The 26,920-nt window shown below is 73.2% G+C and carries 25 protein-coding genes; 15 read left to right on the top strand and 10 right to left on the bottom strand.

The features are described 5' to 3' along the window. The first annotated feature begins 62 nt into the window (after positions 1–62). Positions 63–1,403: a TerD family protein gene (locus tag ACQP09_RS01735; protein ID WP_433395375.1), complete on the top strand. Its 1,341-nt coding sequence runs from the start codon at positions 63–65 to the stop codon at positions 1,401–1,403. Between the two features lie 32 nt (positions 1,404–1,435). Here the strand turns inward: ACQP09_RS01735 and ACQP09_RS01730 are convergent, their stop codons facing one another. Then, positions 1,436–2,635, bottom strand: coding sequence for a glycosyltransferase (locus ACQP09_RS01730; protein ID WP_433395373.1), 1,200 nt, complete (start codon positions 2,633–2,635; stop codon positions 1,436–1,438). Positions 2,636–2,693: 58 nt separating this feature from the next. On the opposite strand from ACQP09_RS01730, the gene ACQP09_RS01725 reads away from it, so the two are divergent. From ACQP09_RS01725 to ACQP09_RS01710, 4 genes are all read left to right on the top strand, one after another. Then, positions 2,694–3,479: a glutamate racemase gene (locus tag ACQP09_RS01725; RefSeq protein WP_433395372.1), complete on the top strand. Its 786-nt coding sequence runs from the start codon at positions 2,694–2,696 to the stop codon at positions 3,477–3,479. 95 nt (positions 3,480–3,574) lie between these two features. Beyond that, on the top strand, positions 3,575–4,138 hold the full coding sequence (locus ACQP09_RS01720; protein WP_433395370.1) for a hypothetical protein: 564 nt from the start codon (positions 3,575–3,577) through the stop codon (positions 4,136–4,138). A gap of 75 nt (positions 4,139–4,213) precedes the next feature. Next, a complete protein-coding gene (gene lnt / locus ACQP09_RS01715; RefSeq protein ID WP_433406463.1) occupies positions 4,214–5,800 on the top strand; it encodes an apolipoprotein N-acyltransferase in 1,587 nt (528 codons plus the stop codon). Between the two features lie 29 nt (positions 5,801–5,829). After that, positions 5,830–6,312 carry an NUDIX hydrolase gene (locus ACQP09_RS01710; RefSeq protein ID WP_433395368.1) on the top strand — a complete coding sequence of 161 codons (483 nt, stop codon included), beginning with the start codon at positions 5,830–5,832 and terminating at the stop codon, positions 6,310–6,312. Positions 6,313–6,323: 11 nt separating this feature from the next. On the opposite strand, the gene proP is transcribed toward ACQP09_RS01710, so the two are convergent. Then, the gene (proP, locus tag ACQP09_RS01705) at positions 6,324–7,823 is read right to left on the bottom strand and encodes a glycine betaine/L-proline transporter ProP (RefSeq protein WP_433406462.1); all 1,500 of its coding nucleotides are present in this window, start codon (positions 7,821–7,823) and stop codon (positions 6,324–6,326) included. A gap of 158 nt (positions 7,824–7,981) precedes the next feature. On the opposite strand from proP, the gene ACQP09_RS01700 reads away from it, so the two are divergent. The 3 genes from ACQP09_RS01700 (at position 7,982) to ACQP09_RS01690 (ending at position 10,419) form a co-directional block, all read left to right on the top strand. After that, complete coding sequence (locus ACQP09_RS01700; RefSeq protein ID WP_433395366.1) at positions 7,982–8,911, top strand: oxidoreductase; 930 nt, start codon at positions 7,982–7,984, stop codon at positions 8,909–8,911. A gap of 110 nt (positions 8,912–9,021) precedes the next feature. After that, positions 9,022–9,807 (top strand): SAM-dependent methyltransferase, encoded by a 786-nt coding sequence (locus ACQP09_RS01695; RefSeq protein ID WP_432150139.1) that lies wholly within the window; start codon positions 9,022–9,024, stop codon positions 9,805–9,807. A gap of 177 nt (positions 9,808–9,984) precedes the next feature. Further along, positions 9,985–10,419, top strand: coding sequence for a DUF2267 domain-containing protein (locus ACQP09_RS01690; RefSeq protein WP_433395364.1), 435 nt, complete (start codon positions 9,985–9,987; stop codon positions 10,417–10,419). Positions 10,420–10,541: 122 nt separating this feature from the next. On the opposite strand, the gene ACQP09_RS01685 is transcribed toward ACQP09_RS01690, so the two are convergent. Both ACQP09_RS01685 and ACQP09_RS01680 read right to left on the bottom strand, forming a co-directional pair. Continuing rightward, positions 10,542–12,011 (bottom strand): SulP family inorganic anion transporter, encoded by a 1,470-nt coding sequence (locus ACQP09_RS01685; RefSeq protein ID WP_433395362.1) that lies wholly within the window; start codon positions 12,009–12,011, stop codon positions 10,542–10,544. A gap of 559 nt (positions 12,012–12,570) precedes the next feature. Next, a complete protein-coding gene (locus ACQP09_RS01680; RefSeq protein WP_433395361.1) occupies positions 12,571–13,248 on the bottom strand; it encodes a class I SAM-dependent methyltransferase in 678 nt (225 codons plus the stop codon). A gap of 140 nt (positions 13,249–13,388) precedes the next feature. Between ACQP09_RS01680 and ACQP09_RS01675 the strand changes: the two genes are divergently transcribed. After that, positions 13,389–13,649, top strand: coding sequence for a hypothetical protein (locus ACQP09_RS01675; RefSeq protein ID WP_433395359.1), 261 nt, complete (start codon positions 13,389–13,391; stop codon positions 13,647–13,649). Between the two features lie 12 nt (positions 13,650–13,661). On the opposite strand, the gene ACQP09_RS01670 is transcribed toward ACQP09_RS01675, so the two are convergent. Further along, the gene (locus ACQP09_RS01670; protein ID WP_433395357.1) at positions 13,662–15,551 is read right to left on the bottom strand and encodes an ABC transporter ATP-binding protein; all 1,890 of its coding nucleotides are present in this window, start codon (positions 15,549–15,551) and stop codon (positions 13,662–13,664) included. Between the two features lie 182 nt (positions 15,552–15,733). Here ACQP09_RS01670 and ACQP09_RS01665 point away from each other — a divergent pair, with 182 nt between their 5' ends. Further along, a complete protein-coding gene (locus tag ACQP09_RS01665; protein WP_433395355.1) occupies positions 15,734–16,429 on the top strand; it encodes a ribonuclease H family protein in 696 nt (231 codons plus the stop codon). An 87-nt stretch (positions 16,430–16,516) separates the two neighbouring features. On the opposite strand, the gene ACQP09_RS01660 is transcribed toward ACQP09_RS01665, so the two are convergent. Beyond that, entirely contained in the window at positions 16,517–16,927 is a 411-nt protein-coding gene (locus ACQP09_RS01660) for an ATP-binding protein (RefSeq protein ID WP_404066429.1), read from the bottom strand. A gap of 168 nt (positions 16,928–17,095) precedes the next feature. Here ACQP09_RS01660 and ACQP09_RS01655 point away from each other — a divergent pair, with 168 nt between their 5' ends. The 4 genes from ACQP09_RS01655 to ACQP09_RS01640 all read left to right on the top strand — a co-directional run bounded on the left by ACQP09_RS01655 (position 17,096) and on the right by ACQP09_RS01640 (position 19,840). Next, complete coding sequence (locus ACQP09_RS01655; protein WP_433395352.1) at positions 17,096–17,929, top strand: Scr1 family TA system antitoxin-like transcriptional regulator; 834 nt, start codon at positions 17,096–17,098, stop codon at positions 17,927–17,929. 44 nt (positions 17,930–17,973) lie between these two features. Further along, the gene (locus ACQP09_RS01650) at positions 17,974–19,098 is read left to right on the top strand and encodes a PP2C family protein-serine/threonine phosphatase (protein ID WP_433395351.1); all 1,125 of its coding nucleotides are present in this window, start codon (positions 17,974–17,976) and stop codon (positions 19,096–19,098) included. Positions 19,099–19,179: 81 nt separating this feature from the next. Further along, complete coding sequence (locus tag ACQP09_RS01645) at positions 19,180–19,437, top strand: WhiB family transcriptional regulator (RefSeq protein ID WP_317824076.1); 258 nt, start codon at positions 19,180–19,182, stop codon at positions 19,435–19,437. A gap of 49 nt (positions 19,438–19,486) precedes the next feature. After that, positions 19,487–19,840: a YkvA family protein gene (locus tag ACQP09_RS01640; RefSeq protein WP_433395349.1), complete on the top strand. Its 354-nt coding sequence runs from the start codon at positions 19,487–19,489 to the stop codon at positions 19,838–19,840. Here ACQP09_RS01640 and ACQP09_RS01635 read toward each other — a convergent pair. Next, on the bottom strand, positions 19,837–21,240 hold the full coding sequence (locus ACQP09_RS01635) for a DUF6777 domain-containing protein (protein WP_433395347.1): 1,404 nt from the start codon (positions 21,238–21,240) through the stop codon (positions 19,837–19,839). The two genes, ACQP09_RS01640 and ACQP09_RS01635, sit on opposite strands and share 4 nt — an antisense overlap. Positions 21,241–21,420: 180 nt before the next feature. On the opposite strand from ACQP09_RS01635, the gene ACQP09_RS01630 reads away from it, so the two are divergent. Further along, positions 21,421–22,716, top strand: a complete 1,296-nt coding sequence (locus tag ACQP09_RS01630) for a streptophobe family protein (RefSeq protein WP_433395345.1) — start codon at positions 21,421–21,423, stop codon at positions 22,714–22,716. On the opposite strand, the gene ACQP09_RS01625 is transcribed toward ACQP09_RS01630, so the two are convergent. Genes ACQP09_RS01625 through ACQP09_RS01615 form a run of 3 tightly spaced genes read right to left on the bottom strand, consistent with a single transcriptional unit; the run spans position 22,713 to position 26,810 of the window. Next, a complete protein-coding gene (locus tag ACQP09_RS01625; protein WP_433395344.1) occupies positions 22,713–23,720 on the bottom strand; it encodes a serine/threonine-protein kinase in 1,008 nt (335 codons plus the stop codon). The genes ACQP09_RS01630 and ACQP09_RS01625 overlap by 4 nt on opposite strands. A gap of 6 nt (positions 23,721–23,726) precedes the next feature. Next, the gene (locus ACQP09_RS01620; protein ID WP_433395342.1) at positions 23,727–24,437 is read right to left on the bottom strand and encodes a hypothetical protein; all 711 of its coding nucleotides are present in this window, start codon (positions 24,435–24,437) and stop codon (positions 23,727–23,729) included. Positions 24,438–24,446: 9 nt separating this feature from the next. Beyond that, the gene (locus ACQP09_RS01615; RefSeq protein WP_433395340.1) at positions 24,447–26,810 is read right to left on the bottom strand and encodes an FHA domain-containing protein; all 2,364 of its coding nucleotides are present in this window, start codon (positions 26,808–26,810) and stop codon (positions 24,447–24,449) included. Positions 26,811–26,920 lie beyond the last annotated feature (110 nt).

Raw genomic sequence — 26,920 nt, 5'->3', positions numbered from 1 at the left:
CGCACCCCGCCGCGGCGGGGGATTAGGTTGTGCGGAAAGGCCTGCGGGCAGCCGGAACCGTGATGGGGGCGAGCATGACCATGCAAAAGGGAACCAACGTTCCGGTGCCTGCGGGCACCGTGCGCGTCGAACTGGGGTGGCGGGCCGCCGCGGGCACCCCTGATGTCGACGGTTCCGCACTCCTGTTGGTGTCGGGCAAGGTACGTGACGACGCCGACTTCGTCTTCTACAATCAGCCGGCCCACGCCTCCGGTGCCGTCCGCCACGAGGGCAAGCGGACCGCCGGTGACGGAGTCACCGACACCCTCCTCGTCGACTTCGGCAGGGTCGAGCCCGCGATCGACCGCATCATCGTCGCGGCCTCGGCGGACGGCGGCACCTTCGGCCGCGTGAGCGGTCTGTACGTACGGGTCGTCGACGCGGCCGGCGGCGCCGAGCTCGCCCGCTTCGACTCCACGGACGCCACGATCGAGACCGCGTTCATTCTCGGTGAGCTGTACCGGCGCCAGGGCGCCTGGAAGTTCCGCGCGGTCGGGCAGGGGTACAGCAGCGGGCTGGAGGGCCTGGCGACGGACTTCGGTATCTCCGTCGACGAACCGCAGCGGGCCGCAGCGCCCGCACCGGCCAGGCCCGCCGCCCCCGCCCCCGTACCGCCCACGCTTCCGGCCCCCGCTCCCGTACAGCCCACGCCTCCGTCCCCCACCCCGACGCTCCACGTCGCCCCACCCGCCCCGCCGGCCCCTCCCGCCCCTGCGCCGCAGCCCGTGCGGCTGTCCAAGGTCACACTGACCAAGGAGGCCCCGTCCGTCTCGCTCGCGAAGCAGGGCGGCACCTCCGGCGCGCTCCGCGTCAACCTCAACTGGGAGGTGCGCAAGCAGTTCAAGGGCTGGGGGGCCAAGCTCGGCCGGGCCGTCGCGATGCACGGCGATCTCGACCTCGACCTCTGCGCGCTGTACGAACTCACCGACGGCCGCAAGGGAGTGGTGCAGGCCCTCGGCAACGCCTTCGGCTCGCTGGCCCAGCCGCCCTTCATCCACCTCGACGGCGACGACCGCACCGGTGCGCTCTCCACCGGCGAGAACATGACCGTCAACCTCGACCGCAAGGACCTGCTCCGCCGCGTCCTGATCTTCGTCACCATCTACGAGGGCGCCCGGAGCTTCGCCGACCTGCACGCCACGGTCACCCTCCAGCCGCAGAACGGCGCGGCGATCGACTTCTCCCTCGACGAGTGCACCGTTCCCTCCACGGTCTGCGCGCTCGCGCTGATCACCAACAACGGCGGCGACCTCACCGTGCAGCGCGAGGCCCGCTACCTCGTGCCCGACCGCGGCGTCAGCCCGCAGCGCACCATCGACGCCGCCTACGGCTGGGGCATGAACTGGACGCCCGGCCGCAAGTGACCGGCGCGCCCGCCCGGCCGGACCTCACGGAGTCACCGGCCGGGCGCGGCGCCCGCCGTCCCGTCCGGATCGGGCCGGGCATAGGTGCGGCCCTTCCACGCGGCCCCGCGACCCCGGTAGTGCCGCACCGCCGAGTCCACCGTCATCAGCAGGTACAGCACCGCCGTCAACGGCAGCAGCGGCCCGAGCCACGGCGACTGCCGGTAGTACGCCAGCATCGGCAGGTACGTCGCCGTCATCACCGCCCACGCCGCGCCACCCGCCCAGGCCGCCACCTCGTCACCCGTCGCCAGACCCGCCACCAGGGTCGCGGGCGGTGCCACGTACACGAGGAGCAGCCCCGGCACGGTCCCGGCCAGCAGCAGCGGACTGTGCCGCAGTTGCGCGTACGCACTCCGCGCCACCATCCGCCACAGGTCCCCCAGCCCCGGATACGGCCGCACGCTGTCCACCCGGTCCGCCAGCCCCAGCCAGATCCGGCCGCCGCCGCGCCGCACCTCCCGCGCCAGCGACACATCGTCGATCACCGCCTGCCGGATCGACTCCGGGATCCGCGCCCGCTCGGCCGCCTCCGTCCGCAGCAGCACACAGCCGCCCGCCGCCGCAGCCGTACGCGACCGGGCCCGGTTCACCCGGCGGAACGGATAGAGCTGCCCGAAGAAGTAGACGAACGCGGGCACCACCAGCCGCTCCCAGAAGCTCTCCACCCGCAGCCGCGCCATCTGCGACACCAGGTCGTAGCCGTCCGGCCCCCCGGTCCCGGCCGCCGCCACCAGGTCCCGCAGGCTGTCCGGCTCGTGCGCGATGTCCGCGTCCGTCAGCAGCAGGAAGTCCGGCTTCTGCAGCCTGGCCAGCGCGATGCCGTGCCGCAGCGCCCAGAGCTTGCCCGTCCACCCGGCCTCCGGCTCCCCGGGCTCCACCACGGTCAGCGGCAGCCCGCCGAAACGTGCCGCGAGCTCGCGTGCCAGCTGCCCGGTGCCGTCGCCGGAGCAGTCGTCGACCAGGATGATCCGCGCCTCGCCCGGATAGTCCTGGACCAGCAGCGACGGCAGGCTCACCGGTAGCATCTCCGCCTCGTCGCGGGCCGGTACGACCACCGCCACCGACGGCCAGCGCACCGGTTCGGTACGCCGGGGCAGCCGCTGGTCGGTCCGCCAGTAGAAGCCCTGCCCGAGCAGCAGCCACACCCACGCGATCAGGGAACCCACGGCGATCCAGGCAACGGCGCTCATTGGCCGCAGTCTGCCCCACGGAGCCCGGTCCGCAAGGGCTGTCGGCTAGGGTGACCGGGTGAAGATCGCGCTCATGGACTCCGGAATCGGCCTGCTGGCGGCAGCGGCCGCCGTTCGCCGGCTGCGGCCCGACGCCGAGCTGGTCGTCTCCTCGGACCCCGGCTCCATGCCCTGGGGCCCGCGCACGCCCGAGGACGTCACCGCCCGCGCGCTGGCGGTGGCCCGCGCCGCCGCCGCCCACCGGCCGGACGCGCTGATCGTCGCCTGCAACACCGCCTCCGTCCACGCCCTGCCCGCGCTCCGCGCCGCGCTGGAGCCCGCGCTGCCGGTCATCGGCACGGTCCCGGCCATCAAGCCTGCCGCGGCGGGCGGCGGCCCGGTCGCCATCTGGGCCACCCCGGCCACCACCGGCAGCCCCTACCAGCGCGGGCTGATCGCCGAGTTCGCCGGAACCGTCGACGTCACCGAGGTCCCGTGCCCGGGACTGGCCGACGCCGTCGAGCACGGCGACGAAGCCGGCATCGACCGCGCGGTCGCCGCGGCTGCCGCCCTCACCCCACCGGGCGTACGGGCCGTGGTCCTCGGCTGCACCCACTACGAGCTGGTCGCCGACCGCATCCGGACCGCCGTCCAGCAGCCCGGCCACCCGCCGCTCGTCCTGCACGGCTCCGCCGGGGCCGTGGCCGCGCAGGCGCTGCGCCGGATCGGCGCCGGACCCGCCCCGTCGGCCGCACCCACCGGCACGCTCACCGTCCTGCTCGCCGGCCGCCCCGGCACCCTGCCGGAGCCCGCCCTGGCCTATGCGGAGGGCCGCGCCCTGAAATCGGTCGCTCCAACCCGCTGACCTGCGGCTTTCCGGCGATTACCGCCGTACGGAACCCCCGTACACCCGGCGTCCGCCCCCGGGCCGGGCGGCTTGATCGTGGGTACGCTGCGGATATGACGGACCACTCCGGGAGCGCGCACCACGGCTCGACGCAGGCACCGTCCACCGTCTGGACCGGCCGCGCGACCAACCGCATCCAGTGGCTCCTGGCCCTGGCGGGCGCGGGCTGCATGGCTCTGGGCATCGAGCTCGCCGTGGTCTCGCCCTGGTCCTCCGGGATCGCCCCGCTGCTGATGTCCGTCGTCGGCTGCCTCGCCGTCGGCCTGCTCATCCTCTTCGGGACGCTCGCCTTCGTCCATGTGGCCGTGAAGGTCGACGGCGACGCCCTGGAGGTCCGCTGCGGCCACGCCGGGCTGCCGCGCCGCCGGATCCTGCTCGACCATGTGGTCGGCGCGGAGTACGTCCCCAAGATCAACCCGCGCCAGTGGGGCGGCTGGGGCTACCGCTGGCGGCCCGAACAGGGCACCGCCGTCGTCGTGCGCAAGGGCGAGGGCATGGCGCTGCGGCTCGGCGACGGCCGCACCTTCACCGTCACGGTGGACGACGCGGAGACCGCCGTACGGTTCATCCGCGCACGCCTCCACCTGGCCGCGGGCGCGGAGCGTGACCGCGGCTGACCCCGGGGGACCCCCACAGGCCGACGCCCCGGGCACACAGCCGCCCACCGTAGACTCCGCCAGGTGAGCGCCACTATGACCCCCGTCGACGACCCGCCGCCCGCGCCGACGCCCCGTACCGCCGGAATCCTCCAGCGGCTCCTGCGCCCGGCCGCCGCCGCCCTCTCCGGGGCGCTGCTCTACGCGAGCTTCCCGCCCCGGCCGCTGTGGTGGCTCGTCCTGCCCGGCTTCGCGCTGCTCGGCTGGGTCCTGCACGGGCGCCGGCTGCGCGCCGCCTTCGGCCTCGGGCTGCTCGCCGGGCTCGGCTTCATGCTCCCGCTGCTGCACTGGACCGGTGAGGACGTCGGCCCGGTGCCGTGGCTCGCCCTCGCCACCGCCGAGGCGCTCTTCATCGCGGTCGGCTGCCTCGGGATCGCCGCCGTGAGCAGGCTCGCGTACTGGCCGGTCTGGGCCGCCGCCGTCTGGACCCTGGACGAGGCGGTCCGCGCCCGGATCCCGTTCGGCGGCTTCCCGTGGGGCAAGATCGCCTTCGGCCAGGCGGAGAGCGCGTTCCTGCCGCTCGCCGCGCTCGGCGGCACGCCGCTGCTCACCTTCGCCGTCGTGCTGTGCGGCTTCGGCCTGTACGAGGCCGTGCGCCACCTCCGTACGTACCGCTCCTCCGGCTCGGTGCGCCGCGCTGCCGCCGCCGGAGCCGCCGCCTGCGTCCTCGTGCCCGTCGTGGCGGCGCTCGCCGCGCTCCCGCTGGTCGACGACTCCGCCGAGGACGGCACCGCCACCGTCGCCGCGATCCAGGGCAACGTGCCGCGCCTCGGCCTGGACTTCAACGCCCAGCGCCGCGCCGTCCTGGACAACCACGCGAGGCGCACCACCCAGCTCGCCGACGAGGTGAAGGCGGGCAAGGCGAAGCAGCCCGACTTCGTCCTCTGGCCGGAGAACTCCTCCGACCTCGACCCGTACCTCAACGCCGACGCGTACGAGGTCATCGACGATGCGGTGAAGGCGATCGGCGTTCCGACCGTCATCGGCTCGGTGGTCGAGAAGGGCTCGGACAGCCTGCGCAACACGCTGATCGAGTGGGACCCGGAGAAGGGCCCCGTCGACACCTACGACAAGCGGTTCATCCAGCCGTTCGGCGAGTACATGCCGATGCGGACCGTAGCCCGCTTCTTCAGCGAGGACGTCGACCGGGTGCAGCGCGAGTTCGTCCCCGGCACGAAGGTCGGCGTCTTCGACCTCGCCGGTACGAAGGTGGGGCTGGTGACCTGTTACGAGGCCGCCTTCGACGACGCCGCCCGCGACACCGTCCTCCACGGCGGCCAGATGATCGCCGTGCCGAGCAACAACGCGACCTTCGGCCGCAGCGAGATGACCTACCAGCAGCTCGCCATGTCCCAGGTCCGGGCCGTCGAACACGGCCGGTCCGTGGTCGTCCCCGTCACCAGCGGGGTCAGCGCGGTCATCCGGCCCGACGGCACGATCGCCGACCGCAGCGGCATGTTCACGCCCGACGCCCTGGTCGCCGAGGTCCCGCTGCGCTCCTCGCTCACCCCGGCCACCCGGATGGGCGCGCTGCCGGAGGGCGTCATCGCGCTGCTGGCCGTGGTCGGCCTGGGCTGGGCCGGTGTGTCGGCGGTACGGGCACGGCGGGGCACCGCGAAGTAGTCCGGAAGCGGCCACGTAGGCTCGGATCCATGGCGACTCCCGACTTCATCCGCACCATCCGCGCCACCGCCGGACACCAGCTCCTGCTGCTGCCCGGGGTGACCGCCATCGTCTTCGACGACGAGGGCCGGGTCCTGCTCGGGCGGCGCGCGGACACCGGTGCGTGGTCGGTGGTCGGCGGCATCTCGGAGCCCGGCGAGGAGCCCGCGCAGACGGCGGAGCGCGAGGTGCTGGAGGAGACCGGCGTGCACTGCGTGGCCGAGCGCCTGGTCCTCACCCAGGCGCTCCAGCCGGTGGAGTACGCCAACGGCGACCGCTGCCAGTACCTCGACATCACCTTCCGCTGCCGGGCGACCGGCGGCGAGGCCCGGGTGAACGACGACGAGTCGCTGGAGGTGGGCTGGTTCCCGCTGGACGGGCTGCCGCCGCTCGCCGAGTTCGCGCTCTTCCGCATCAAGCAGGCGCTCACGCAGGGGCCGGCCTGGTTCCAGCCGACCCCGGTCGACGCCTGACCCCCTACTCGCTACTTGTCCGGCGGCCGCCACAGATGCCGGACCCGCAGCCAGACGTCCCGCGCCTGGCGCCCCGCCGTCGTACGGCTCCGCGCCACGAGCTGCCGGGCCTGCTCGGGCGTCTCCACCATCGGGCCCGAGCCGCGCAGCGGCCGCCCGGCCGTCTCGTGGAGGAAGAACGTGGCCACCAGGCCGATCACCCCGGCCACCATCAGGTAGTACGCGGGCACCATCTCGTCGCCCGTCGCCTCCACCAGAGCCGAGGCGAACAGCGGTGTGGTGCCGCCGAAGAGCGAGACGGAGATGTTGAAGGCGATCGACAGCGCGCCGTACCGCAGCCGGGTCGGGAACAGCGCGGGCAGCGTCGAGGCCGCCGTCCCCGCGAAGCAGACCAGGAGCAGCCCCAGCACCGCGCAGCCGATGGCCGGCAGCAGGATCCCGCCCTGCCGGATCAGCAGGAACGCGGGCGCGGCCAGCACGATCAGTGCCACGCTGCCCGCCATGAACACCGGTCTGCGGCCCCACCGGTCCGAGGTGCGGCCGACCGTCGTGATCATCAGCACCACCAGCAGCATCGTCCCCAGGACCAGCAACTGTGACGTGGTCTCCGGTTCGCCGAGCGTCTGGGACATGTAGGTCGGCAGATACGACGTGACCATGTAGTTGGTGACGTTGTAGAGCAGCACCAGGCCCATGCAGATGAGGACCGCCTGCCAGTGCCGGGTGAAGATCTCCTTGAGCCGGCCCTTCCCGGACTGCCGCGCCTCCTCCACCGGATCGTTCTCCTTGCGCGCCTGCGCCTGCGCCTCCTCCTCGCGCTGGAACGCCGGGGTCTCCTCCAGCTTGAGCCGCATGTAGAGGCCGATCAGGCCCATCGGGCCCGCGACGAAGAACGGGATGCGCCAGCCCCAGTCGGTCATCCCGTCGGTGCCGAGGACGGCGGTGAGCACGGTGACCAGACCGGAGCCGAGCGAGTAGCCGACGAAGGTGCCGAAGTCGAGCCAGCTGCCGAGGAAGCCGCGCCGCTTGTCGGGCGCGTACTCGGCGATGTACGTGGTGGCGCCCGCGTACTCCCCGCCGGTCGAGAACCCCTGCACCAGACGGCAGACCAGCAGCAGGAGCGGGGCGGCGAAGCCGATCGCGGCGTACGTGGGGAGGAAGCCGACGGCGAACGTGCTGGCCGCCATCATGATCATGGTGAGCGCCAGCACCTTCTGCCGGCCCACGCGGTCGCCCAGCGGCCCGAAGACCAGTCCGCCGAGCGGGCGCACCAGGAAGGCGGCGGCGAAGGTCGCGAAGGTGGAGACCACCTGGGCGCCGGGGGAGCTGGAGGGGAAGAACACCTTGCCGAGCGTTCCGGCCAGATAGGCGTAGACGCCGAAGTCGAACCACTCCATGGTGTTGCCGAGGGCGGCGGCCGTGACGGCCCGGCGCACCTTCGGCGGGTCGGTGACGGTCACGTCCTGCTCGCGCAGGGACCTCTTCCGTCGGCGGATGACCGTACGGACCATCCGTTCCACTGCGGCGTTGTCGTTCCCTCGGCGCGGCACCTCCCGATTCTTGGCCCGCCGCCCGCGACCGGCCTCCCGGGCGGCCCGCACGGGTGACCCGGCACCGCCCGTAGGAACGTCCGGTGTGTGACCCGGCGTCTGCCGGGGAGGTGTGCGGCATGCACTCCTGGAACCTCCACGACATGCCCGACCTCTCCGGCAGGACCGCCGTGGTCACCGGCGCCAACAGCGGCATCGGCGCCGTCACCGCGCTCGCCCTCGCCCGCTCCGGCGCCCGCACCCTGCTCGCCTGCCGCGACCCCGAGCGCGGCCGGCGCGCGCTGGAGGCCGTCCGCCGCGCCGCCCCGCGCTCCGACACCCGGCTCGTCCGCCTGGACCTGGCCGATCTGGCCTCCGTCGCCGAGGCGGCCGACACCATCGCCGAGGAGTCCGACGGCCGCCTCGACCTGCTGGTGAACAACGCCGGAGTGATGGCCCTGCCGCCGCTGCGCACGGCGGACGGCTTCGAGATGCAGTTCGGCACCAACCACCTCGGCCACTTCGCCCTGACCCTCCGGCTGCTGCCGGTGCTCGGCGCGGCGGGACCGGCCCGCGTGGTGACGCTCTCCTCGCTCGGCCACCGCATCGGCCGCATCGACCTCGACAACCTCAACGCCGAGTACGGGTACAGCAAATGGGGCGCCTACGCGCAGTCCAAGCTCGCCAACCTGCTCTTCACCGCCGAACTCGACCGGCGCGCCCGCGCCTCGGGCCGCGACCTGCTCGCCCTGGCCGCCCACCCGGGCCTCTCCGCGACGGAGCTGGGACAGGCGGGGCCCAAGCTGGCCGGCCGGAACTGGGCGGCGAAGCTGGAGCGGGCCTCGCGTCTCTACACCCAGCCCGCCTCCGCCGGCGCGCTGCCCGCGCTGTACGCCGCGACGCTGCCGGACGCGCCCGGCGGCTCGTACTACGGCCCCGGGCGCCTGGGGGAGACCCGGGGAGCCCCGGGGCCGGCCCGCAGGTCCGACCGGGCACGGGACATGGACATGGCGCGGGCGCTGTGGGACGCGTCGGCGCGGCTGACCGGACTGGATCCGGACCTCGTCTGAGCGGGAGGCGGTCCAGCGGGAACGGAGATGGCGATGTACGGTCAGCTCAAGGCTCTCACCGGCGGTTATGCGGTCAACGGCCTTGCACGGACAGTGAGTAGAGGAGAGACATGAGCGTCGACGACGTTGAGTTCCGCCGCAGGATCCGCTCCGATGTCCCGCACTCGGCGAGGGTGTGGAACGCCTGGCTGGGTGGCAAGGACAACTACCCCGTGGACCGCGAACTGGCCGACGCGGTGAGCGCCGCCTACCCGCAGATGGTCGACATCGCCCGCGCCTCCCGCGCGTTCCAGGCCCGCGCGATCCGGCACCTCGCCTCGCTGGGCGTCCGCCAGTTCCTGGACGTGGGCACCGGCCTGCCGGTGGCGAACAGCACCCACGAGGTGGCGCAGAGCATCGCGCCCGACGCGCGCATCGTCTACGTCGACAACGACCCCATCGTCCTCGCCCACGCCCACGCGCTGCTGACCAGCGCTCCCGAGGGCCGTACGGAGTACGTGGAGGCCGACCTCTCCGACACGGACACGGTGGTGGACGAGGCCGCGAAGACGCTCGACCTCACCGAGCCCGTGGCCGTCCTCCTGCTCTCGACGCTGGGTCACCTGACCCCGGCCGACGGCATCGAGGTCGTCCAGCGGTACATGGCCCGGATGCCGTCGGGCAGCTACCTGGTGCTCTGCGACACGGTGAAGACGCCGCAGACGCTGGCCGCGCAGGAGGCGTACGACTCCGGTGAGAACCCGCCGTACCTGGTCCGGGAGCCGGAGGAGATCACCGGCTGCGCCGAGGGGCTGGAGATCATCGAGCCGGGCTTCCTGTCGATCGCGCTGTGGCGCCCGGAGGAGGACGACCCGGTCCTGGTCGACCAGTGGGGGCTGGTGGCCCGTAAGCCGTAGGCGGCCGGCGGGACGGTGCGGTGAGCTGAGCGGCGGAGGGCCCGGGGAGGCCTCCGCCGCTCCGTCGTGTTCCGGTGTGACTGAGTGAATACCCCCCAGGGGGTGTACGGCGCCGTTTTCGGAGTAGAAGCCAGAGGCAACCGACACCGCACCACGACGAGAAGGGCCGCCGCCGCCATGATTCCTGAGCCTCGGACCATCGCCGCCCCGAAGGCCATGACGTTCGACCGGCTGCTGGAGAAGATCAGATACGAGGGCGCCTACCCCACCCGGGAACGCGCCGAGGAAGCTCTCCGTAGCGTCCTGGGCGGGCTCGGGGCGCAGATCACCGGCGAGGAGCGGGTCGCGTTCGCCGCCGCGCTCCCCAGGGAGGCCGCCCTGGTCTTCACCACCGAGGCCCCCGGCATCGTCCCGGCCCCCGCCGCCCGCTTCGTCGACGACCTGGCCGTGCGCACCGGCGGCACGGCGGCGACCGCCCGCTGGGACGCGGGCACCGTGCTGGCCGCGGTCGGCACGCTGATGGACCCGGCCCTCGTCACCCGGATCATCGACGACCTGCCGACCGGCTACGCCCTGCTCTTCGGCCGCGCCCAGCTCACCACGGCGGCCTGAGCGCGCCGGCCCGGTCCCAGCCCTCCGCCGGGCGCTCCGGCCGAGGGCGGGGCGACGGCCGCATCGGTGGGCGCCGGGACGGTGTCCTCGGCGCTCACCGCGCGGCCGCCTGAACCGCCGCGCTACCGGCGGATCGTCACCGGATCGGTCTCCGCGTCGTTGTGCCGGCGCGCCCAGTTCTCCAGCGCCACCCGGCAGGCGTGGTCGAGGTGGCGCAGGCCGCTCAGGTCCAGCTCTATGGGCTGGTCCTGCGGCAGTTTCTCCAACTGCTCCAGGATGCGCGGCAGCCGGAGGAAGGTCGCGTTGCCGGTGAGCGTCACCACGACCCGGCCGCCGGTGAGTTCGCGGGTGGAGAGCTGTACGTGGGAGGTCTCCCAGGCCGACTTGACCACGGCCAGCAGCAGACCCAGCACCACACCCTCGAAGAGGTTGGTCACCACGATGGCCAGCGCCGTGACCGCCAACAGCACGGCCTCACCGCGGTGTTCGCGCCAGAGCGGGCCGAACTCCTTCCAGGGCACCAGCTTGCACCCGGCGTGCACCAGGATCCCGGCGAGCGAGGCGAGCGGGATGATGCCGATGGCGGCGGGCAGCAGCGCGGCGAAGAGCAGCAGCCACAGCCCGTGCGCGACCCGGGAGAGCGCGGTCGTGGCCCCGGCCTGGACGTTGGCCACGCTGCGCACGATGACCGCCGTCATCGGCAGTGCCCCGAGCGCCCCGCAGATCGTGTTGCCGACGCCCTGCGCGACGAGCTCCTTGTCGTAGTTCGTACGGGGCCCGTCGTGCATCCGGTCGATGGCCGCCGCGCTGAAGAGGCTCTCGGCCGAGGCGATGAGGGCGAAGGCGAGGACGGTCCCGATGACCGCCACGTTCGTCAGGTTGCCGAACTCCGCCGCACCCGGCAGTTCGATGGCGTGGAGCAGGCCGTTCACATCGGCCACCAGCGGCCGCAGGCCGGCCAGCGCGGCGACGGCGGTGGCCAGGCCGACCGCGGCGAGGGGCGCGGGCACGAGCCGTACGCGTACGGGGAGCTTGGGCCAGATGAGCAGGACGGCCACGGTCCCGGCGCCGAGCCCGAAGGCGGTCAGCGCCTCGTTGTCCGTGGCGATCTCGGCGGCGAGCCCGGGCAGCCCGGCGAGTTTGGCGAGCGCGGTGCCCGGCTGTTCGGTGTCGGCCATGGCGTACAGCTGGCCCAGCACGATGACCAGGCCGATGCCGGCGAGCATGCCCTGCACCACGGAGACGGAGATGGCGCGGAACCAGCGGCCGAAGCGCGCGAAGCCCATCACCACCTGGAGCAGGCCGGCGGCCAGGACGATCGGCCCGAGCGTGCCGAGGCCGAACTCGGTGACCGCCTCGTAGACGAGCACGGTGAGGCCGGCGGCGGGCCCGCTGACCTGGAGCCTGCTGCCCGGCAGCATGCCGACGACGAGGCCGCCGACGATGCCGGTGACCAGGCCGAGTTCGGCCGGTACGCCGGAGGCGACGGCGACGCCGAGGCAGAGCGGGAGGGCGACGAGGAAGACGACGAGTGACGCCAGCAGGTCACGACGTACGACGTGGGGGTTCCTGAGTTCCTTCACGGAGATCACGGGTGACGATTCCCTTGAGGGTCAGATCCGCGCCCGGCCGGTGGCCGGGCGCGGATGGGTGGGGGCGGGAAGCCGTCAGAGGCGGCCGCACGACGGGCCGCTCTCCGGCCGGTGAACGCTGATCGAGCCGGGGTGCACTACGCCGCGGCTCGTACGGAAAGGTCTCGGGGGCCGGGCGTACGTGGGGAGCCCGGCCTCCTTTGCGTTCGCGGCGCCGTGTCCGGGGAAAGTCCGGACGGGTACGGCAAGGGACTTCATGGGTGGCCTGCCTCCTGCATCCGGCGGTGCCGGGGAGCGGTGTGGTCGGGTCGTATTGACGAATGCGCTGATTAAATCCGTATGAATGTTCGGAGAAGGAGGCGTGTTCCACCTCGGGTTTTCGTCGAACATCCGGCCCGTCCGTACGCGCGGCCGACGCCCGGACGTATACGACTACAGCTCAGCATATAGACCAGAACTTTGCTATCGCATTACCTTCTTGTGAAGGAACGCGAATGCGCCATTCTTGTCATTCATTCGGCTTGTTCTTTGTGATTGCGAAAGGCTTGGGGCGGGGGCGTCAGATGCGACGGCCGTGCAGGAAGAGATGCGGCTCCGGTGCGCCTGCCGGGTGATCCGGCGTGAACAGCACGCTGTGCCGCTCCTCCACCGCGAACCCCGCCCCGGCCACCACGGAGGCGAACTCCTCCTCGCCGAAGCTCGACACCACCACCGGCTGCCCCATGAAGACGGCGCGCACGTCCGCCACGTCCACCGGAACGGTGGCCACGGCCAGCCGGCCGCCCGGCTTCACCGCACGCGCCAGTCGGCCCAGCAGCTCCGTCTGCTCACCGCGGGACATCTGCAGCAGCGAGAAGTAGACGCAGACGGCGTCGAACTCCCCGTCCGCCCACGGCAGCTCCCGGACGTCGCCGCACCGGAACTCGGCCTCCGGCACCTGCCGGGCCGCCAGCGCGGTCATCACCGGGGAGACGTCGACGCCCACCACCCGGTGCCCCGCCGCCGCCAGCCGCCGGGCGGTCGGCACCCCCGTACCGCTGCCCACGTCCAGGACCCGGCTGCCCGGCGCGAGGTGCTCCAGCAGCCGGTCCAGCGAGGCGCGGTGGGCGGCCGAACCGGCGAACGCCCGCTCGTACTCGGCCCCCAGCGCGTCGAACACCGCCGCGGCGGGCAGGCCGTGGGCCACGCCCGGGTCGTCATCCGGGCGCTCCGCCGGCTGTCCCTGGCGCTCACTCATCGGCGTGGTCCTTCCGTGGTCCGGCGGCCGACCGGGGCCGCGTCCCCAGCGTCCCCGTACGCGCGTCTGAGTATGCGCGGCCCGCACCGCTGAGTACCTGCCCCGATGTTCCGCCGTCCGCCCGCTGTTCGAATGAGGCCATGGACTCCGCACCGCAGCCCCGCCCCCGCATCCAGCACGTCACCACCGCGGGCACCGCCCTCGCGGTCACGCTGCTCCCGCTGGTGGTCGGTGTGCTGCTGGCCAAGTCCATGGCGGCCGACCCGATGACCTCGGTGAACGCGCTCGTCACCAACGGCGCCCACCGCCCGCGGGTCTCGCCGAAGCAGTGGCGCAGCTGCGGCGGGGACGCCCTGCGGCGCCTGCGCGCCACGGGACGTCCCCGCCTCGTCCGCCGCTGAGCGGGACCCTTCTCAGCCGACCGGCTGCGCCTCGTCCGCCGACGGCCGGTCGAACTGGGTGCGGTACAGCTCCTCGTACCGGCCGCGTGCCGCGAGCAGTTCGCCGTGCGTGCCGCGCTCGACGACCCGGCCCGCCTCGACGACGAGGATTTGGTCGGCCGCCCGCACGGTGGAGAGCCGGTGGGCGATCACCACGGCGGTCCGCCCCTCCAGCGCCTCGCCGAGCGCCTCCTGGACGGCGGCCTCGGAGGTGGAGTCGAGGTGCGCGGTCGCCTCGTCCAGGATGACGACGCGCTGACGGGCCAGCAGCAGCCGCGCGATGGTGAGCCGCTGACGCTCGCCGCCGGAGAGCCGGTAGCCGCGCTCGCCCACCACCGTGTCCAGCCCCTGCGGCAGCGAGGCGATCAGCCCCTCCAGCCGGGAGCGGCGCAGCGCGTCCCAGATGTCGTCCTCGGAGGCGTCGGGCCGGGCGAGCAGCAGATTGGCGCGTACGGACTCGTGGAAGAGGTGCCCGTCCTGGGTCACCATGCCCAGCGTGTCGCGGAGCGAGTCGGCGCTCAGATCGCGTACGTCGACGCCGTTCAGCCGTACGGAACCGGCGTCCACGTCGTACAGCCGCGGCAGCAGCTGCGCGATGGTCGACTTGCCCGCGCCCGACGAGCCCACCAGGGCGATCATCTGGCCCGGTTCGGCCCGGAAGGACACCTCGTGCAGGACCGTGGTGCCGCCCCGGTTGTCCAGCGTCGCGACCTCCTCCAGCGAGGCGAGCGAGACCTTGTCCGCCGACGGGTAGCCGAAGGAGACCTTCTCGAACTCGACCGACACCTGGCCCTCCGGCACCTCGCGGGCGTCCGGCTTCTCGGCGATCAGCGGTTTCAGGTCCAGCACCTCGAAGACCCGCTCGAAGCTGACGAGCGCGCTCATCACCTCGACCCGGGCCCCGGCCAGCGAGGTCAGCGGGGCGTAGAGGCGGGTCAGCAGCAGGGCCAGGGAGACGACGGCACCGGCCTCCAGCGTGCCGCGCAGCGCGTAGTAGCCGCCGAGCCCGTAGACGAGGGCCAGCGCGAGGGCCGAGACCAGGGTGAGGGCGGTGATGAACGCGGACTGGATCATGGCGGAGCGGACGCCGATGTCGCGGACCCGGCGGGCCCGCACGGCGAACTCGGCCGACTCGCGTGACGGACGGCCGAAGAGCTTGACGAGGGTGGCGCCGGGCGCGGAGAAGCGCTCGGTCATCTGCGTACCCATCGAGGCGTTGTGGTTGGCGGCCTCGCGCTCCATTCCGGCCATCCTGGCTCCCATACGGCGGGCCGGGATGACGAAGACGGGCAGCAGGACCAGCGAGAGCACGGTGATCTGCCAGGAGATCGTGAGCATCACGGCGAACGTCAGCAGCAGGGTGACCAGGTTGGACACGACACCGGAGAGCGTGTTGCTGAACGCGCGCTGGGCGCCGATCACGTCGTTGTTGAGCCGGCTGACCAGCGCGCCGGTCCGGGTGCGGGTGAAGAAGGCGACCGGCATCCGCTGCACATGGTCGAAGACCGCGGTCCGCAGATCGAGGATCAGCCCCTCACCGAGGTTGGCCGAAAGCCACCGGGTGAGGAGACCGAGACCGGCCTCGGCGACCGCGATCAGCGCGATCAACAGGGCGAGCCGGGTGACCGTACCCGAGTCCGCTCCCCGCACGATGGCGTCGACGACCCGGCCGGCGAGGATCGGGGTGGCCACCGCCAGCAGCGCGGTGACGACGCTGAGCAGGAGGAACCGGTAGATACGGCTCCGATGGGGCCGGGCGAAGACCAGGATGCGCCGTAACGTCGCTCTGGAGAAGGGCCGCCGGTCGTGCTCGGCGTTCATCGCGCTGTGCAGCGATGTCCAAGCGGTGACTTCCATGTCCATGGGAGAGCTCCGAACTCTGCTGATGTGCCTGTGCGGACTGCTCAGAACGCTAAGCCCTCAAGTTTGGTTGAGGTCAACAGTGCGGTCCGTGCTCCGCCAGGCGCCGGTCATCGGCCGGTGCGAGCCCGCGAGCGAACCGGCGGCCGGTCGGGACGGTCATGCGGGGCTGGCATGATCGAGGGATGAACGAGAGCATCATCGCCGCGTGTGACGGCGCGTCCAAGGGAAATCCCGGACCGGCCGCCTGGGCCTGGGTCGTCGCCGACGCGCAGGGCACCCCTCAGCGCTGGGAGGCGGGCCCGCTGGGCACCGCGACGAACAACGTCGCCGAGCTCACCGCGCTGGCCGAACTGCTGGAGTCCACCGACCCGGCGGCGCGCGTCGAGGTGCGGATGGACTCGCAGTACGCCATGAACGCCGTCACCAAGTGGCTGCCGGGCTGGAAGCGCAACGGCTGGAAGACCTCGGCGGGCAAGCCCGTCGCCAACCGCGAGCTGGTCACCCGCATCGACGCCCTGCTCGCCGCGCGTACGGTGACGTTCCGCTATGTGCCCGCCCACCAGGTGGACGGCGACCCGCTCAACGCGCTCGCCGACCAGGCCGCCAGCGAGGCGGCGGTGGCGCAGCGGCCGGCGGGTACGGCGCACGGAGCGGCGGCCCTGCCCGTACCCGCGCAGGCGCGCTCCACGAAGGGGCGTACGGAGGCGGGGGAGGCGAAGGCGAAGGGCGCGGCCCGGGGCGGGCGGTCCTCCGGCTCCACGATCAAGGCGCGGTTCGCGGGGCGGTGCCACTGCGGAAGGCCGTACGCGGCCAAGGAGCCGATCGCGAAGAACCCGAACGGCTGGGGCCACCCGGAGTGCCGTACCGCCCCTGCCTGATCACACGCGAACCCTCGCCTGATGACGCGCGAGCCCCCGCCTGGTGATCACCTGGGGGAGTCCCGGCCCCTGCTCATGCGGGGAGCATCAGACGTCGGCCCAGACGAGCCGGCCGGCCAGCGCCGCGCGCGTGCCCCAGCGGGCCGCCAGGGCGTCCACCAGCAGGAGGCCCCGGCCGTCCTCGGCCAGGCAGTCGAGCGAATCGTCGCCGTCGGGTCCGTCCGCCGCCGGAGCCGCCGCGACGGGCAGCCCCGACGCGTCGGGCGAGGACGCCGGCCCCGGGATACGGGCCCGGCCGCGGTTCCACACGCAGATCCGCACCCCTTCCGCCGAGCGGAGAAGCCGGCAACGGATCCGGCGGGTGCTGGTGTGCTGCACGGCGTTGGTGACCAGTTCGGTCACTATCAGCGCCGCCGCCTCGATGCGTTCCGCGGGTTCTCCCCACGCGCGCATCGCCTCCTGCACCCGGTGACGGGCCTCGGGAACGCCCCCTGGCAACCGGGGGACCCACCAACTGTGCGCACCTCTGACTCCCCCGCTTTCCGGAGCGCGTTCAGCACTCATGGCTATTTCCGACATGTATGCACTCTCGGTGCAAAACGCGTACTTTGCAAGCGACAGAATGTTCAAGGCTCCGCTCCGGGGCTCGACGAACGAGGTACGAGCATGCGACCCCGCTCCGGCCCCACGGTGCAGCACCGCGTCCTGGCCGCCCGGCTGCGGATCCTGCGGGAGCAGGCGGGCGTCACGCTCCGGGCCGCCGCCGACGCGCTGGACGCGCACCCCGCGACCGTACGGCGGATCGAGCGGGCCGAGACCGGCCTCGACGCCCGGCAGGTCGCCGAGCTGCTGCGCTGCTACGGGGCCCCGCCGCGCGTCGCCGAGCCGATCCTGGCCGGGCTCGGGGCCGCGAACCTGCCCGGCTGGTGGCACCGGTGGCGGGACACGATGGAGAGCTGGCAGCAGGACGTCATCGGCGTCGAGTCCTCGGCCGCCCTGGTCCGCACCTGGCACCCGGCCCTCGTGCCCGAGCTGCTGCGCACCTCCGCCTACGCCGCCGGGCTCTACCGGATCCGCTACCCCGACGACAGCCCCGCCCGGCGCGAGCGCCGCCTGGAGCTGCTGCGGGAGCGGCAGCGCCGGCTGACCGAGCGCGGTACGGCCCTGTGGGCCCTGCTCCCGGCCGCCGCCCTGCACACCCGGGTCGGCGATCCGGCGACGATGGCCGGGCAGCGGCAGGCGCTGGCCGAGGCGATGGAGCGGCAGCACGTCACCGTCCAGGTGGTGCCGCTGGACCACCCGCCGCACCCCATGACCGCCATGCCGCCGCTGCACCTGCTCCGGGTGCCGGCCCCGGAGATCGGTGACCAGGCCGTCCTGGAGATGCCCGGCGTCCGGGTCGACCTCATCGACGACCCGGACGCCGTGATGGCCCACCGCATCCGCCTCGACGCCGCGTGCGCCGCCGCCCCGCCGCCGGGGACCCCGCTGCCGCTCTGAGCGCCCGGGATGCGGTCCGGGCCGGGGCCGTCCAGGGTGGGGGAGTGGTGCGGCAGCGGTGGGCCCAGGGGATTCCGGTCGGGGTCATCGTCCTGGCCGTCGTGATCGACCTGATGACCCCGACCGACACGACGTCCGCGCCCCTGCTGGCGACCGCGCCCGTCGCCGCCGCCGCGCTCCTGCGCCCGCCGGGCATCATCGCGGTCGGCGCCCTCTCGATGGTCGTCCAGGTGATCCTCGGCCGGGTCGACCACACCTTCGGCTGGCACGGAGGCGTCGCCAACCAGCTCACCCTTCTGGCCGTGACCGTGCTCGCCGTCCTCATCAACCGCACCCTTGAGAGCCAGAGCGCACGGACCCGGCGCGCCCGCCAGGTCGCCGCCGTCGCCCAGGCCGCCGTACTGCCCCGGCCTCCGTCACGCCTCGGTGACCTCCGGATCGCCGCCCGGTACGTCCCCGCCGAGGACGAGGCCATGATCGGCGGCGACCTCTACGTCGTGCAGGACACCCCGCACGGGGTGCGCGTCATGGTCGGGGACGTGCGGGGCAAGGGGCTGGGCGCCGTCAGGGCGGTCTGCGCCGACCTGGGGGCCTTCCGGTACGCCGCCGACGAGGCGGAGGACCTGCCGCGCCTGGTGACCGCGCTGGAGGGGGCCCTGCTGCGCGAGGGCGGGCGGCGCGGCGGCCAGGAGCAGGACGAGGGGTTCACCACCGCGCTGATCGTGGAGTTCGCCGCCGGACTCGACGCCGTACGCATCGTCAACCGCGGCCATCCGCCCCCGCTGCTGCTGGACGCCCGCGGCACGGCCACCGTCCTCGAACCGTCCCAGGAGGCGCCCCCGCTCGGCATGGCGGCCCTCGGCACCTGGTGGGCGCCGGTCGACACCTTCCCGTTCCCGCCCGGCTCCACGCTCCTGTGCTACACGGACGGCGTCACCGAGGCCCGCGACGAGGCCGGCGTCTTCTACGACGCGTCCGTGCGGCTGCCCCGCCTCCTGCGCCACCGCTCCCTCGTCGGCGATCCGCCGGCCCCCGCGCAGGTCCTCCAGCTGCTGATCGAGGACGTCGGCCGCCACACCGGTGGCCGCATCCAGGACGACCAGGCTCTCCTGGCCCTGCACCGCCCCGGCCCCGAAGCCGTCCGGTTTCCCCGGCGGCCACGTGTTTGAGGCGCGGATCATCGGTCATCCGGACGTTACGGCCGTACGGCAGGTGCCTACGGCACGCATCCGACACCGGGAGTGAGCAGCATGGAGAACTGGCGCACGCACGCGGCCTGCCGCGAAGAGGACCCGGACCTGTTCTTCCCCATCGGGACGTCCGGCCCCGCCGTCGTCCAGGCCGCGGAGGCCAAGGCGGTCTGCCGGACCTGCCCGGTCCAGGCCCAGTGCCTGGAATGGGCCCTGGAGAACGGCCAGGACTCCGGCGTCTGGGGAGGCCTCGCCGAGGACGAACGACGCGCGCTCAAGCGCAGGAACCGCCGGCGTACCGGGAACACCGCCCGCTGACTTACCCGTAAACGCCGTCAGCGGCGGCCGATCGGGTAGACGATGAGCCATGGACACCACCGTTTGGCTCGTTGTCGCCGCCGTCGCCGCGCTGACCACGCTGGCTCTGGCCGCCGTACTGCTGGTGCGGGTCTTCAAGGCCAGGAAGCTCCTGGTCGACGCCGGGATCCCGCTGCGCAGCAAGGCGCTCGTCTGGGCGGCCGTCGTCTACACCGTCTCCCCGGTCGACCTGCTGCCGGACCCCGTCTACCTCGACGACATCGGCTTCCTGCTGCTCGCCCTGCGCTCCCTCCACCAGGCCGCCGCCTCCGCCGGACTGGGCCGGGCCAAGGGCGCGGGCGCCCCGGTGGAGATCCCGAACCCCGAGAAGACGGCCAGGCCGCGACCGGACGCGGTGCGTTAGGCGTTGCGCGGCTCCGGCTTTCCGTCCTGAGGCTGCGGCGCCGACTGGTTGCCGGGCTGCTGCTCCTGCGGCTGTTCCTGCGGCGGCGGAGCCGGCTGGCTGTCCGGCTGCGGCTCGGGCGGGGTCTCCGGAGGCGCGGGCTCGGTGTCCACCTCGGGCTCCGGCTCGGTCGTCGTCGGCGGCGTGGTCCCACCGTCGTTCGGAGGTGTGGTCCCGCCGTCCCGCGGGGGCGGGTCGTCGCGCGGGGGCGTCACTTCGCCCGGAGGGCAGGAGGCGTCGTCGGACCCCGGCGGACAGGGCGACTCCGACTCGTCCTTCCTCTTGTCCTCGGGCGGATCGGTCTTCCTGTCCCCGCTGCCGGTGTCTCCGGCCGGACGGGTGAACCAGTCACCGTTCTCGGGATCGACCATGACGAACTCGTCCACCGGCTTCGACGCCGGATCCACCACGACCACGTCCTGTGCCCGGTACCCCGGCCAGGCCTTCCCGGTCTGCTTCGGAGTGCTCTCCTGGGCCACCGGCGGCAGCAGCGGGTTGCCGCAGGCGCAGCGGACCCGGGGCACCCCCCGGTCGTCGACGAGCACCGCCGTACCGCCCTGGAGCACCGCCTGATAGGCCGTCGCCTCGCCGTCACGGAAGCCGTGGTTGGTCACCCGGGTGTCCATACGCAGCTGTACGGGGGTGAGGGAGCGCAGATAGTCCGGAACGGCCGACGGCTCGATGTCCTGGACCGAGGCGAACGCCCGGTTCTTGTCCGGAGCCGCCCGCAACGTGCTGATCTGCTTCTCCACATCGCAGCTCGCGACCTTGCGGGTGCCGCCGTAGAGGCCGGGCGCCGCGCCGTCCACCCCGCGTGTCACCTGCGACCCGGTGGCCGAGGAGCTCGGGGCGGCGGACGGGGAGGCGGTCCCCGGCTCGGGGTCGCTCTCGCGCGCCGTGGACTCCGTGAACGGGTCCGGGCCGGAGGAGCCCGCCGCCTGGAGGAACACCTCGCCGCCCGCCTTCGACCCGCCGCCGTCGTCGGGCCGGGTCAGGAACACCACCAGCGCCACGGCCACGACGACGGCCGCCGTGATCGCCGCGATCCTGGGCACGGACCGCCACCAGGGGCGTCCGGGACCGGAGCCGGGAGCGGCACCGGAGCCGCTGCCGTCTCCCGGGCCGCTCCCCGAACCGCCGGAGTCACCCGGACCGCCATGGCCGCCACCTGAGTCCCCGGAGCCGCCATGGCCGCCACCTGAGTCCCCGGAGCCGCCATGGTCCCCGCCGCTCGGCGGACCGGGCGGCGTGCCGGACACCGTGGTGGGCGGCGGAGGCGTGGGGCCGGAGGGGGAGGGGCCCGACAGCGGACCGGAGGGCGGTCCCGTGGGGCGGTCGGAGGACGGCGGCTGGACACTCACGGGCTCTACTCCCCGAGGTTGGGAACCGCTCCGGACTCCTGCTCCCATCTCGGGGGCGTTGCTCATGAATCCGGGCCTTATCGACCTCATTGTGTGTGCGGTTCGCGGGCTCCCCGCAAGCGGAGGGAACGACCGTTTCCTCGGAGAGCGGAGTGCCGGACCACTGCTTAGCGTGGCAGCGTGAACGTCCGGGCGAGCGACGACAGGAACAGCGCGAAGCGCGCACCGCACGGCTGGCGCGACGCCCTCGTGGCGGTGCTGGCCGGAACCCTGGCCATGCTGGTGACGGCCGCCCTCGGCCTGTGGGCCGCCGGTGGGGCCGGGCTGCCCGGTGGTGCCTTCCCCCGTGTGGTCGCCGCCGTCGTCGTGATGGCGGCGGGCGGTTCCGTCGGCCTCGCGGGAGACGCCGGATCCCTCGTGGGAGCGCAGGCCGGACTCGCGGTGCTCCCGCTCTCGGTGACCCTGGCGGGCGTGCTCCCCATCGCGTACGGATTCCTCCGCCCGCTGCGCCACCGGGCCGTCGCCGGAGGCCGGGAGCTGGCGGGCTGGGCGGGCCGCGTCGCCGTCCTCTGGGCCGTGGTGCTGGTCGTCCTCTCGCTCCTGGCCCGGCACACGTTCACCCTCCCGGCCGAGAACCTCACGGGCGAGGGGACGGGCGACGGGACCGGGGACGTCCTCGGAGACGTACTGGGTGACTCGGCGCGCGTCGGGTTCCGGGCCGACATCCCGGTGACCGTGGTCATCGGCCTGCTGTGGCTGGCCGGTGTCCTGGTGCTGGCGCTCCTCGTCTCGCGCGGGGCGCCGCTGCCGGCCCGGCTGGTGCGTTTCCAGGAGTCCGTGCGCCCGGCCGCGTCCGCCATGGTGGCGCTGCTCCTCGGCTCCGTCGCTCTGGGCGTCGTCGCCGGACTCGTCGTGATGGTGGTGCGCGGACACCCGGCCCAGACCTTCGCGGTGATCCTCCTCGGTCTGCCCAACCTGGTCTGGCTCGCGTTCACCGTGGGGCTCGGCGCCTCCTGGGAGGGCAAGGTGCAGGGGCCCTTCGGCCTGCCGATGCCCCAGGTGCTCGACTCCGTACTCCGTACGCCGGACCTCTCCACCGTCAACCTGCGCACCCTCGCCGCCCAGGACGGCCGTGTCTGGTGGCTGCTCGTCGTCTCCGCACTGCTGGTCCTCGGTGCCGCCTTCCTCATGGCGGTCCGGTCGCCGGCCCGGGTGCGGCCCTGGCAGCACGCCCTGCACCTGGCGGTCGCGCTCACCCTGACCGTCCTGCTCATCGGCCTGACCGCGGCGGTCTCCGCCCGGTACGGCCTCTCGCTGCTCGGCATCGGTGACCTCGGCGGCGGCCTCGGCGGCGAGGTCTCGCTGCAGCCGAAGCTGTGGACCGCGCTCGGCATCGCCTTCCTGTGGGGTCTGGCCGCCGGATTCCTCGGCGCACTCGCCGCCTCCCGGGTGCACCGGCACGGCGAGGTCCCTTAGGGGGTTTCCGGGAACATCGGACGGGCCCAGCGCGGGGGCCGGGGCACCGGCTCGGGCGTGGCCGACCAGGAACCGGCCCGCGCGTCCACCCGGGTCGGCGCGTGGTGCCCGGCCGGGACGCCCGACGCCGCCGCACGCAGCGCCGCGATGAACCGCAGGCACGTCTCGTAACGGTCGTCCGGCGACTTGGCCAGCGCCTTCGCCAGTACGCCGTCCACCGCGCCCGGCAGATCGGGCCGCTGCCCGGACGGCGGAGGCGGCGGATCGTACTGGTGGGCCCAGAGCAGGGCCATGTCGTCGTCCCGCTGGAACGGCGGCGCCCCGGTCAGGGTCTCCTGGACGACACACGCCAGGCTGTACACATCGCACCGGCCGTCCGTGGGCTTCCCCGAGATCTGCTCCGGCGCCACGTAGTCGAGCGTCCCGACGAACTGGCCGACCGTGGTGAACCCCGTCAGCGACAGCGACTTCTTCGTCAGCCCGAAGTCCGTCAGGTACACGTGCTCCGGATGGTCGCTGTCGGTCCCCGCCGCCACCAGGATGTTGCCCGGCTTCACATCGCGGTGGACCAGATCGTGGTCGTGCGCCGCGTCCAGCGCGGAGGCGACCTGGCCGCCGATCCGGACGGCGGCGGTGAGGTCGAGCGGCCCGCGCCGGTCGATGAGCACCCGCAGATCGGCGCCCGCCACATAGCGCATGGCGATGTAGAGGAGCCCGTCCGTCTCACCGGCCTCGAACACCGGCACGATGTGCGGGTGGTCGATCGCGGCCGCCACCCGCGACTCATGGGTGAACCGCTGCCGGAAGGTGTCGTTACGGGCCAGCTCCGGAGCGAGCAGCTTGAGCGCGACGACCCGGTCCAGCCGCAGATCCTTGGCCCGGTACACGACCGCCATGCCGCCACGGCCGATCTCGGCCTCGACGAGGTAGCCCGCGATGCGCTTCCCGATCAGCTCGTCGTCGCGGCCGGTCGGAAGTCCGGCATCGTGGGACGGGGGAGGCATGTCCCCTCACCGCCTGCCGTCCGGCGAATCGCCGGGAGTGACGACCTGGGTGGGTTCGGGTCCGTTGGTGGTGACGACCTGGGTGGGCTCGGGCTCGTCGGTGGTGACGACCTGGGTGGGCTCCGGGCCGTCCGCGGCAACCACCCGCGTGGGCTCCGGGCCCGTGGCCCCCGCCCCGCTGAACGTCGTCCCCGACCCCGGCCCCGACTCCGCCGCGTACGTACTGAGCTGTGTCCCGTCGCAGAACACCCACCGCTCGTGCTCGGCGTCATAGAGCCACACCGACTCCCCGTCCACGACCATGCCGACCCGCATCCCGCGCGTCCGCTGCTGGAACCTCTCCGCGTCGCTGCGGCCCTCGGCCAGATCCTGCGCGGCGCGCCGGTACTGGTTCAGGGCCTCCTCCGCCCGGGCCAGCAGCGGGCGCGGGTCCGCCGTGCGGGCGAGCGGCTGGCCAGGGGCCGGAGGAGTGCGGGGTACGGAGACGAGGAGCCGGCCGTCGACCCAGGCGGCCCAGCCGTTGGAGCAGACGACGTACGCCCAGTCGCCGCGCCGCTCCGCCAGCTCCACCGGCAGCAGGGCGTCCAGCGGGTCGGTGGGCCGGGCGGGGTCCGGCGCCTCCCAGGCGGGCAGCCCGTCCGGGGGGACGACATGGGTGGGGCGGAAATTCGGGGCCGGGGCCGGGGCCGGGGCCGGCGCCGGGTCCGGGGTCGCCATGGCACCGCCTCACTTCCGCATGACCGCGGGCTCATGGCGCCGCAACAGCTTCGCGACCAGGTAGCCGAAGAGGGCGGAGAGGACGACCAGCATGCCCATGTTGAGCAGCCAGACCCCCGCCGAGTGCCCGAAGAGCGGGTCGGACGTCAGATCGCCCGGCACGATCCGGGCCAGCTCGACCGTGCCGGCCATCGCGCCCAGCGCCCACCGCGACGGGACGAGCCACGACAGCTGCTCAAGGCCCGGCACGCCGTTCAGCTTCAGCAGGGCCCCGCAGAACACCACTTGGACGATGGCGAGGAGGACGAGCAGCGGCATCGTGACCTCCTCCTTGCGCACCAGGGCGGAGACCAGCAGGCCGAGCATCATCGCGGTGAAGGACAACAGAGCGACGGCCAGCGTGATTTCCACCAGGGGCGGCAGGAACACCCCTTCGCCGCCTGGTGCGTTGAGGTCGACGCCGACCAGTCCCACCAGCGTCAGCACGATGGCCTGGAGGACCGTGATGGTGCCGAGCACCACGATCTTCGACATCAGGTACGCGGATCTGGAGAGGCCGACGGCTCTCTCCCGCTGGTAGATCACCCGCTCCTTGACCAACTCCCGTACGGCATTGGCGGCTCCGGTCAGCACACCGCCCACACACAGGATGAGCAGCGCGTTCATCGCCGTCTCCTGGGTGAGCCTGCTGCCGGCCAGGGCGCGGGCCATCGCGCCCATGACGAACGGCAGCGCGATCATGATGATGAGGAACGTGCGGTCGGCGGCGAGCGCGGAGGCGTACCGGCGGACCAGAGTGCCCAGCTGCGCACCCCAGTTACGGGTCTTCGGCGGCGGGGCGACGGACGGCCCCGGTGAGGCCGGCGGCAGTTGGGGCTGCGCGGAGGCGTTGACGATGTACTGCCGGTGGAAGGGGGAGTCGGCGTAGGTGGCCGCCCAGTCCCGGTCCCGGTCGTTCTCGAAGGCTTCGAACGCCTCGGGCCACTCGGTGAAGCCGAAGAAGGCCAGAGCGTCCTCGGGCGGTCCGTAGTAGGCGATGCGGCCGCCGGGCGCGAGGACAAGAAGGCGGTCGCAGACCTCCAGGCTCAGCACGCTGTGCGTGACGACGATGACCGTACGGCCGTCGTCGGCGAGGCCGCGCAGCATGTGCATGACGGACCGGTCCATGCCCGGGTCGAGCCCCGAGGTCGGCTCGTCCAGGAAGAGCAGCGAGGGCTTCGTCAGGAGCTCCAAGGCCACGCTCACGCGCTTGCGCTGGCCGCCGGAGAGGCTGTGGATGGGCTGGTCGGCCCGTTGTTCCAGGCCGAGTTCACGGATGACCTCGGTGACCCGCGCCTGCCGCTCCGCCTTTGCCGTGTCCTGCGGGAAGCGGAGCTCGGCGGCGTACCCGAGGGCCTTCCGTACGGTCAGCTGCGAGTGGAGGATGTCGTCCTGCGGGACGAGGCCGATGCGCTGGCGCAGCTCGGCGAAGTCGCGGTAGAGGTCGCGGCCGTCGTAGAGGACGGTGCCGGAGTCGGCCGGGCGCAGTCCGGTCAGCGCGTTGAGCAGCGTCGACTTGCCCGCGCCGCTGGGGCCGACGACGCCGAGCAGGCACTTCTCGCCGACCGGGAAGGAGACGCCGTCCAGCAGGGCTTTTCCGCCCTTGCCCGCCTTGCCGACGGTGACCTCCAGATCCTGGACGTCCAGCGAGACCTCACCGGTGTCCACGAACTCCTGGAGCACATCGCCGACCAGGCTGAACGCCGAGTGGCCGATGCCGACGATGTCCCCGGCGCCGACGGCCGCCCGGGCGACCGGCTGGCCGTTGAGGAATGTGCCGTTGTGGCTGCCGAGGTCGACGATCTCGTGCCGGCCGTCGGGGAGCGACCGCAGCTCGGCGTGGTGGCGGGAGACGACGAGATCGTCGATGACGAGGTCGTTGCCGCTGTCGCGCCCGATGCGCACGGTCTTCGCGGGCAGCGGCCGTACGGTGGTGGGCTGCCGGAAGGTGCCGGTGGCGGCGGGTATCGAGACGGCGGAGGGGCGGTCCGCGGTGGCCGGGCGGGCGGGAGGTTCGCGGCCGAGCAGGACGGCGCGGGGGCCGTCGCCCGGGTTGCCGAAGTGGATGATGCTGCCGACGCCGACGTCCGACTCGTGGATGCGGTGACCACCGGTGTACGTGCCGTTGGTGCTGTCCTCGTCCTGGAGCGTCCAGTGACCGGCCTCGGGATGGAGCACCGCGTGGTGCCAGGAGACCCGGGCGTCGTCGATGACGATGTCGCTCTCGGGGTCGCGCCCGACATGGTAGTCCCGGCTCGGACTCATCACCGTGGAGCCGATGTCGGTCTCCAGGACGAGCTCGGGCGCTGTCGGCGCTGCGGGCCGCTCTCCCATGTCCGAATTCTATCGATACGTCACGATCGGCGCCCGTCGCGGCCGGGGTTGACCGCGGAGCAGGGTGCCGGGGTGCCGGCGTGCTGGGATGCCGGCGTCTGGCGGAGGGG

Source organism: Streptomyces sp. CA-146814, assembly GCF_050942385.1.
Classification (GTDB): Bacteria; Actinomycetota; Actinomycetes; order Streptomycetales; family Streptomycetaceae; genus Streptomyces.
The sequence above is the reverse complement of the archived record's forward strand: the minus strand, read 5'-3'. Positions and strand labels throughout refer to the sequence as shown.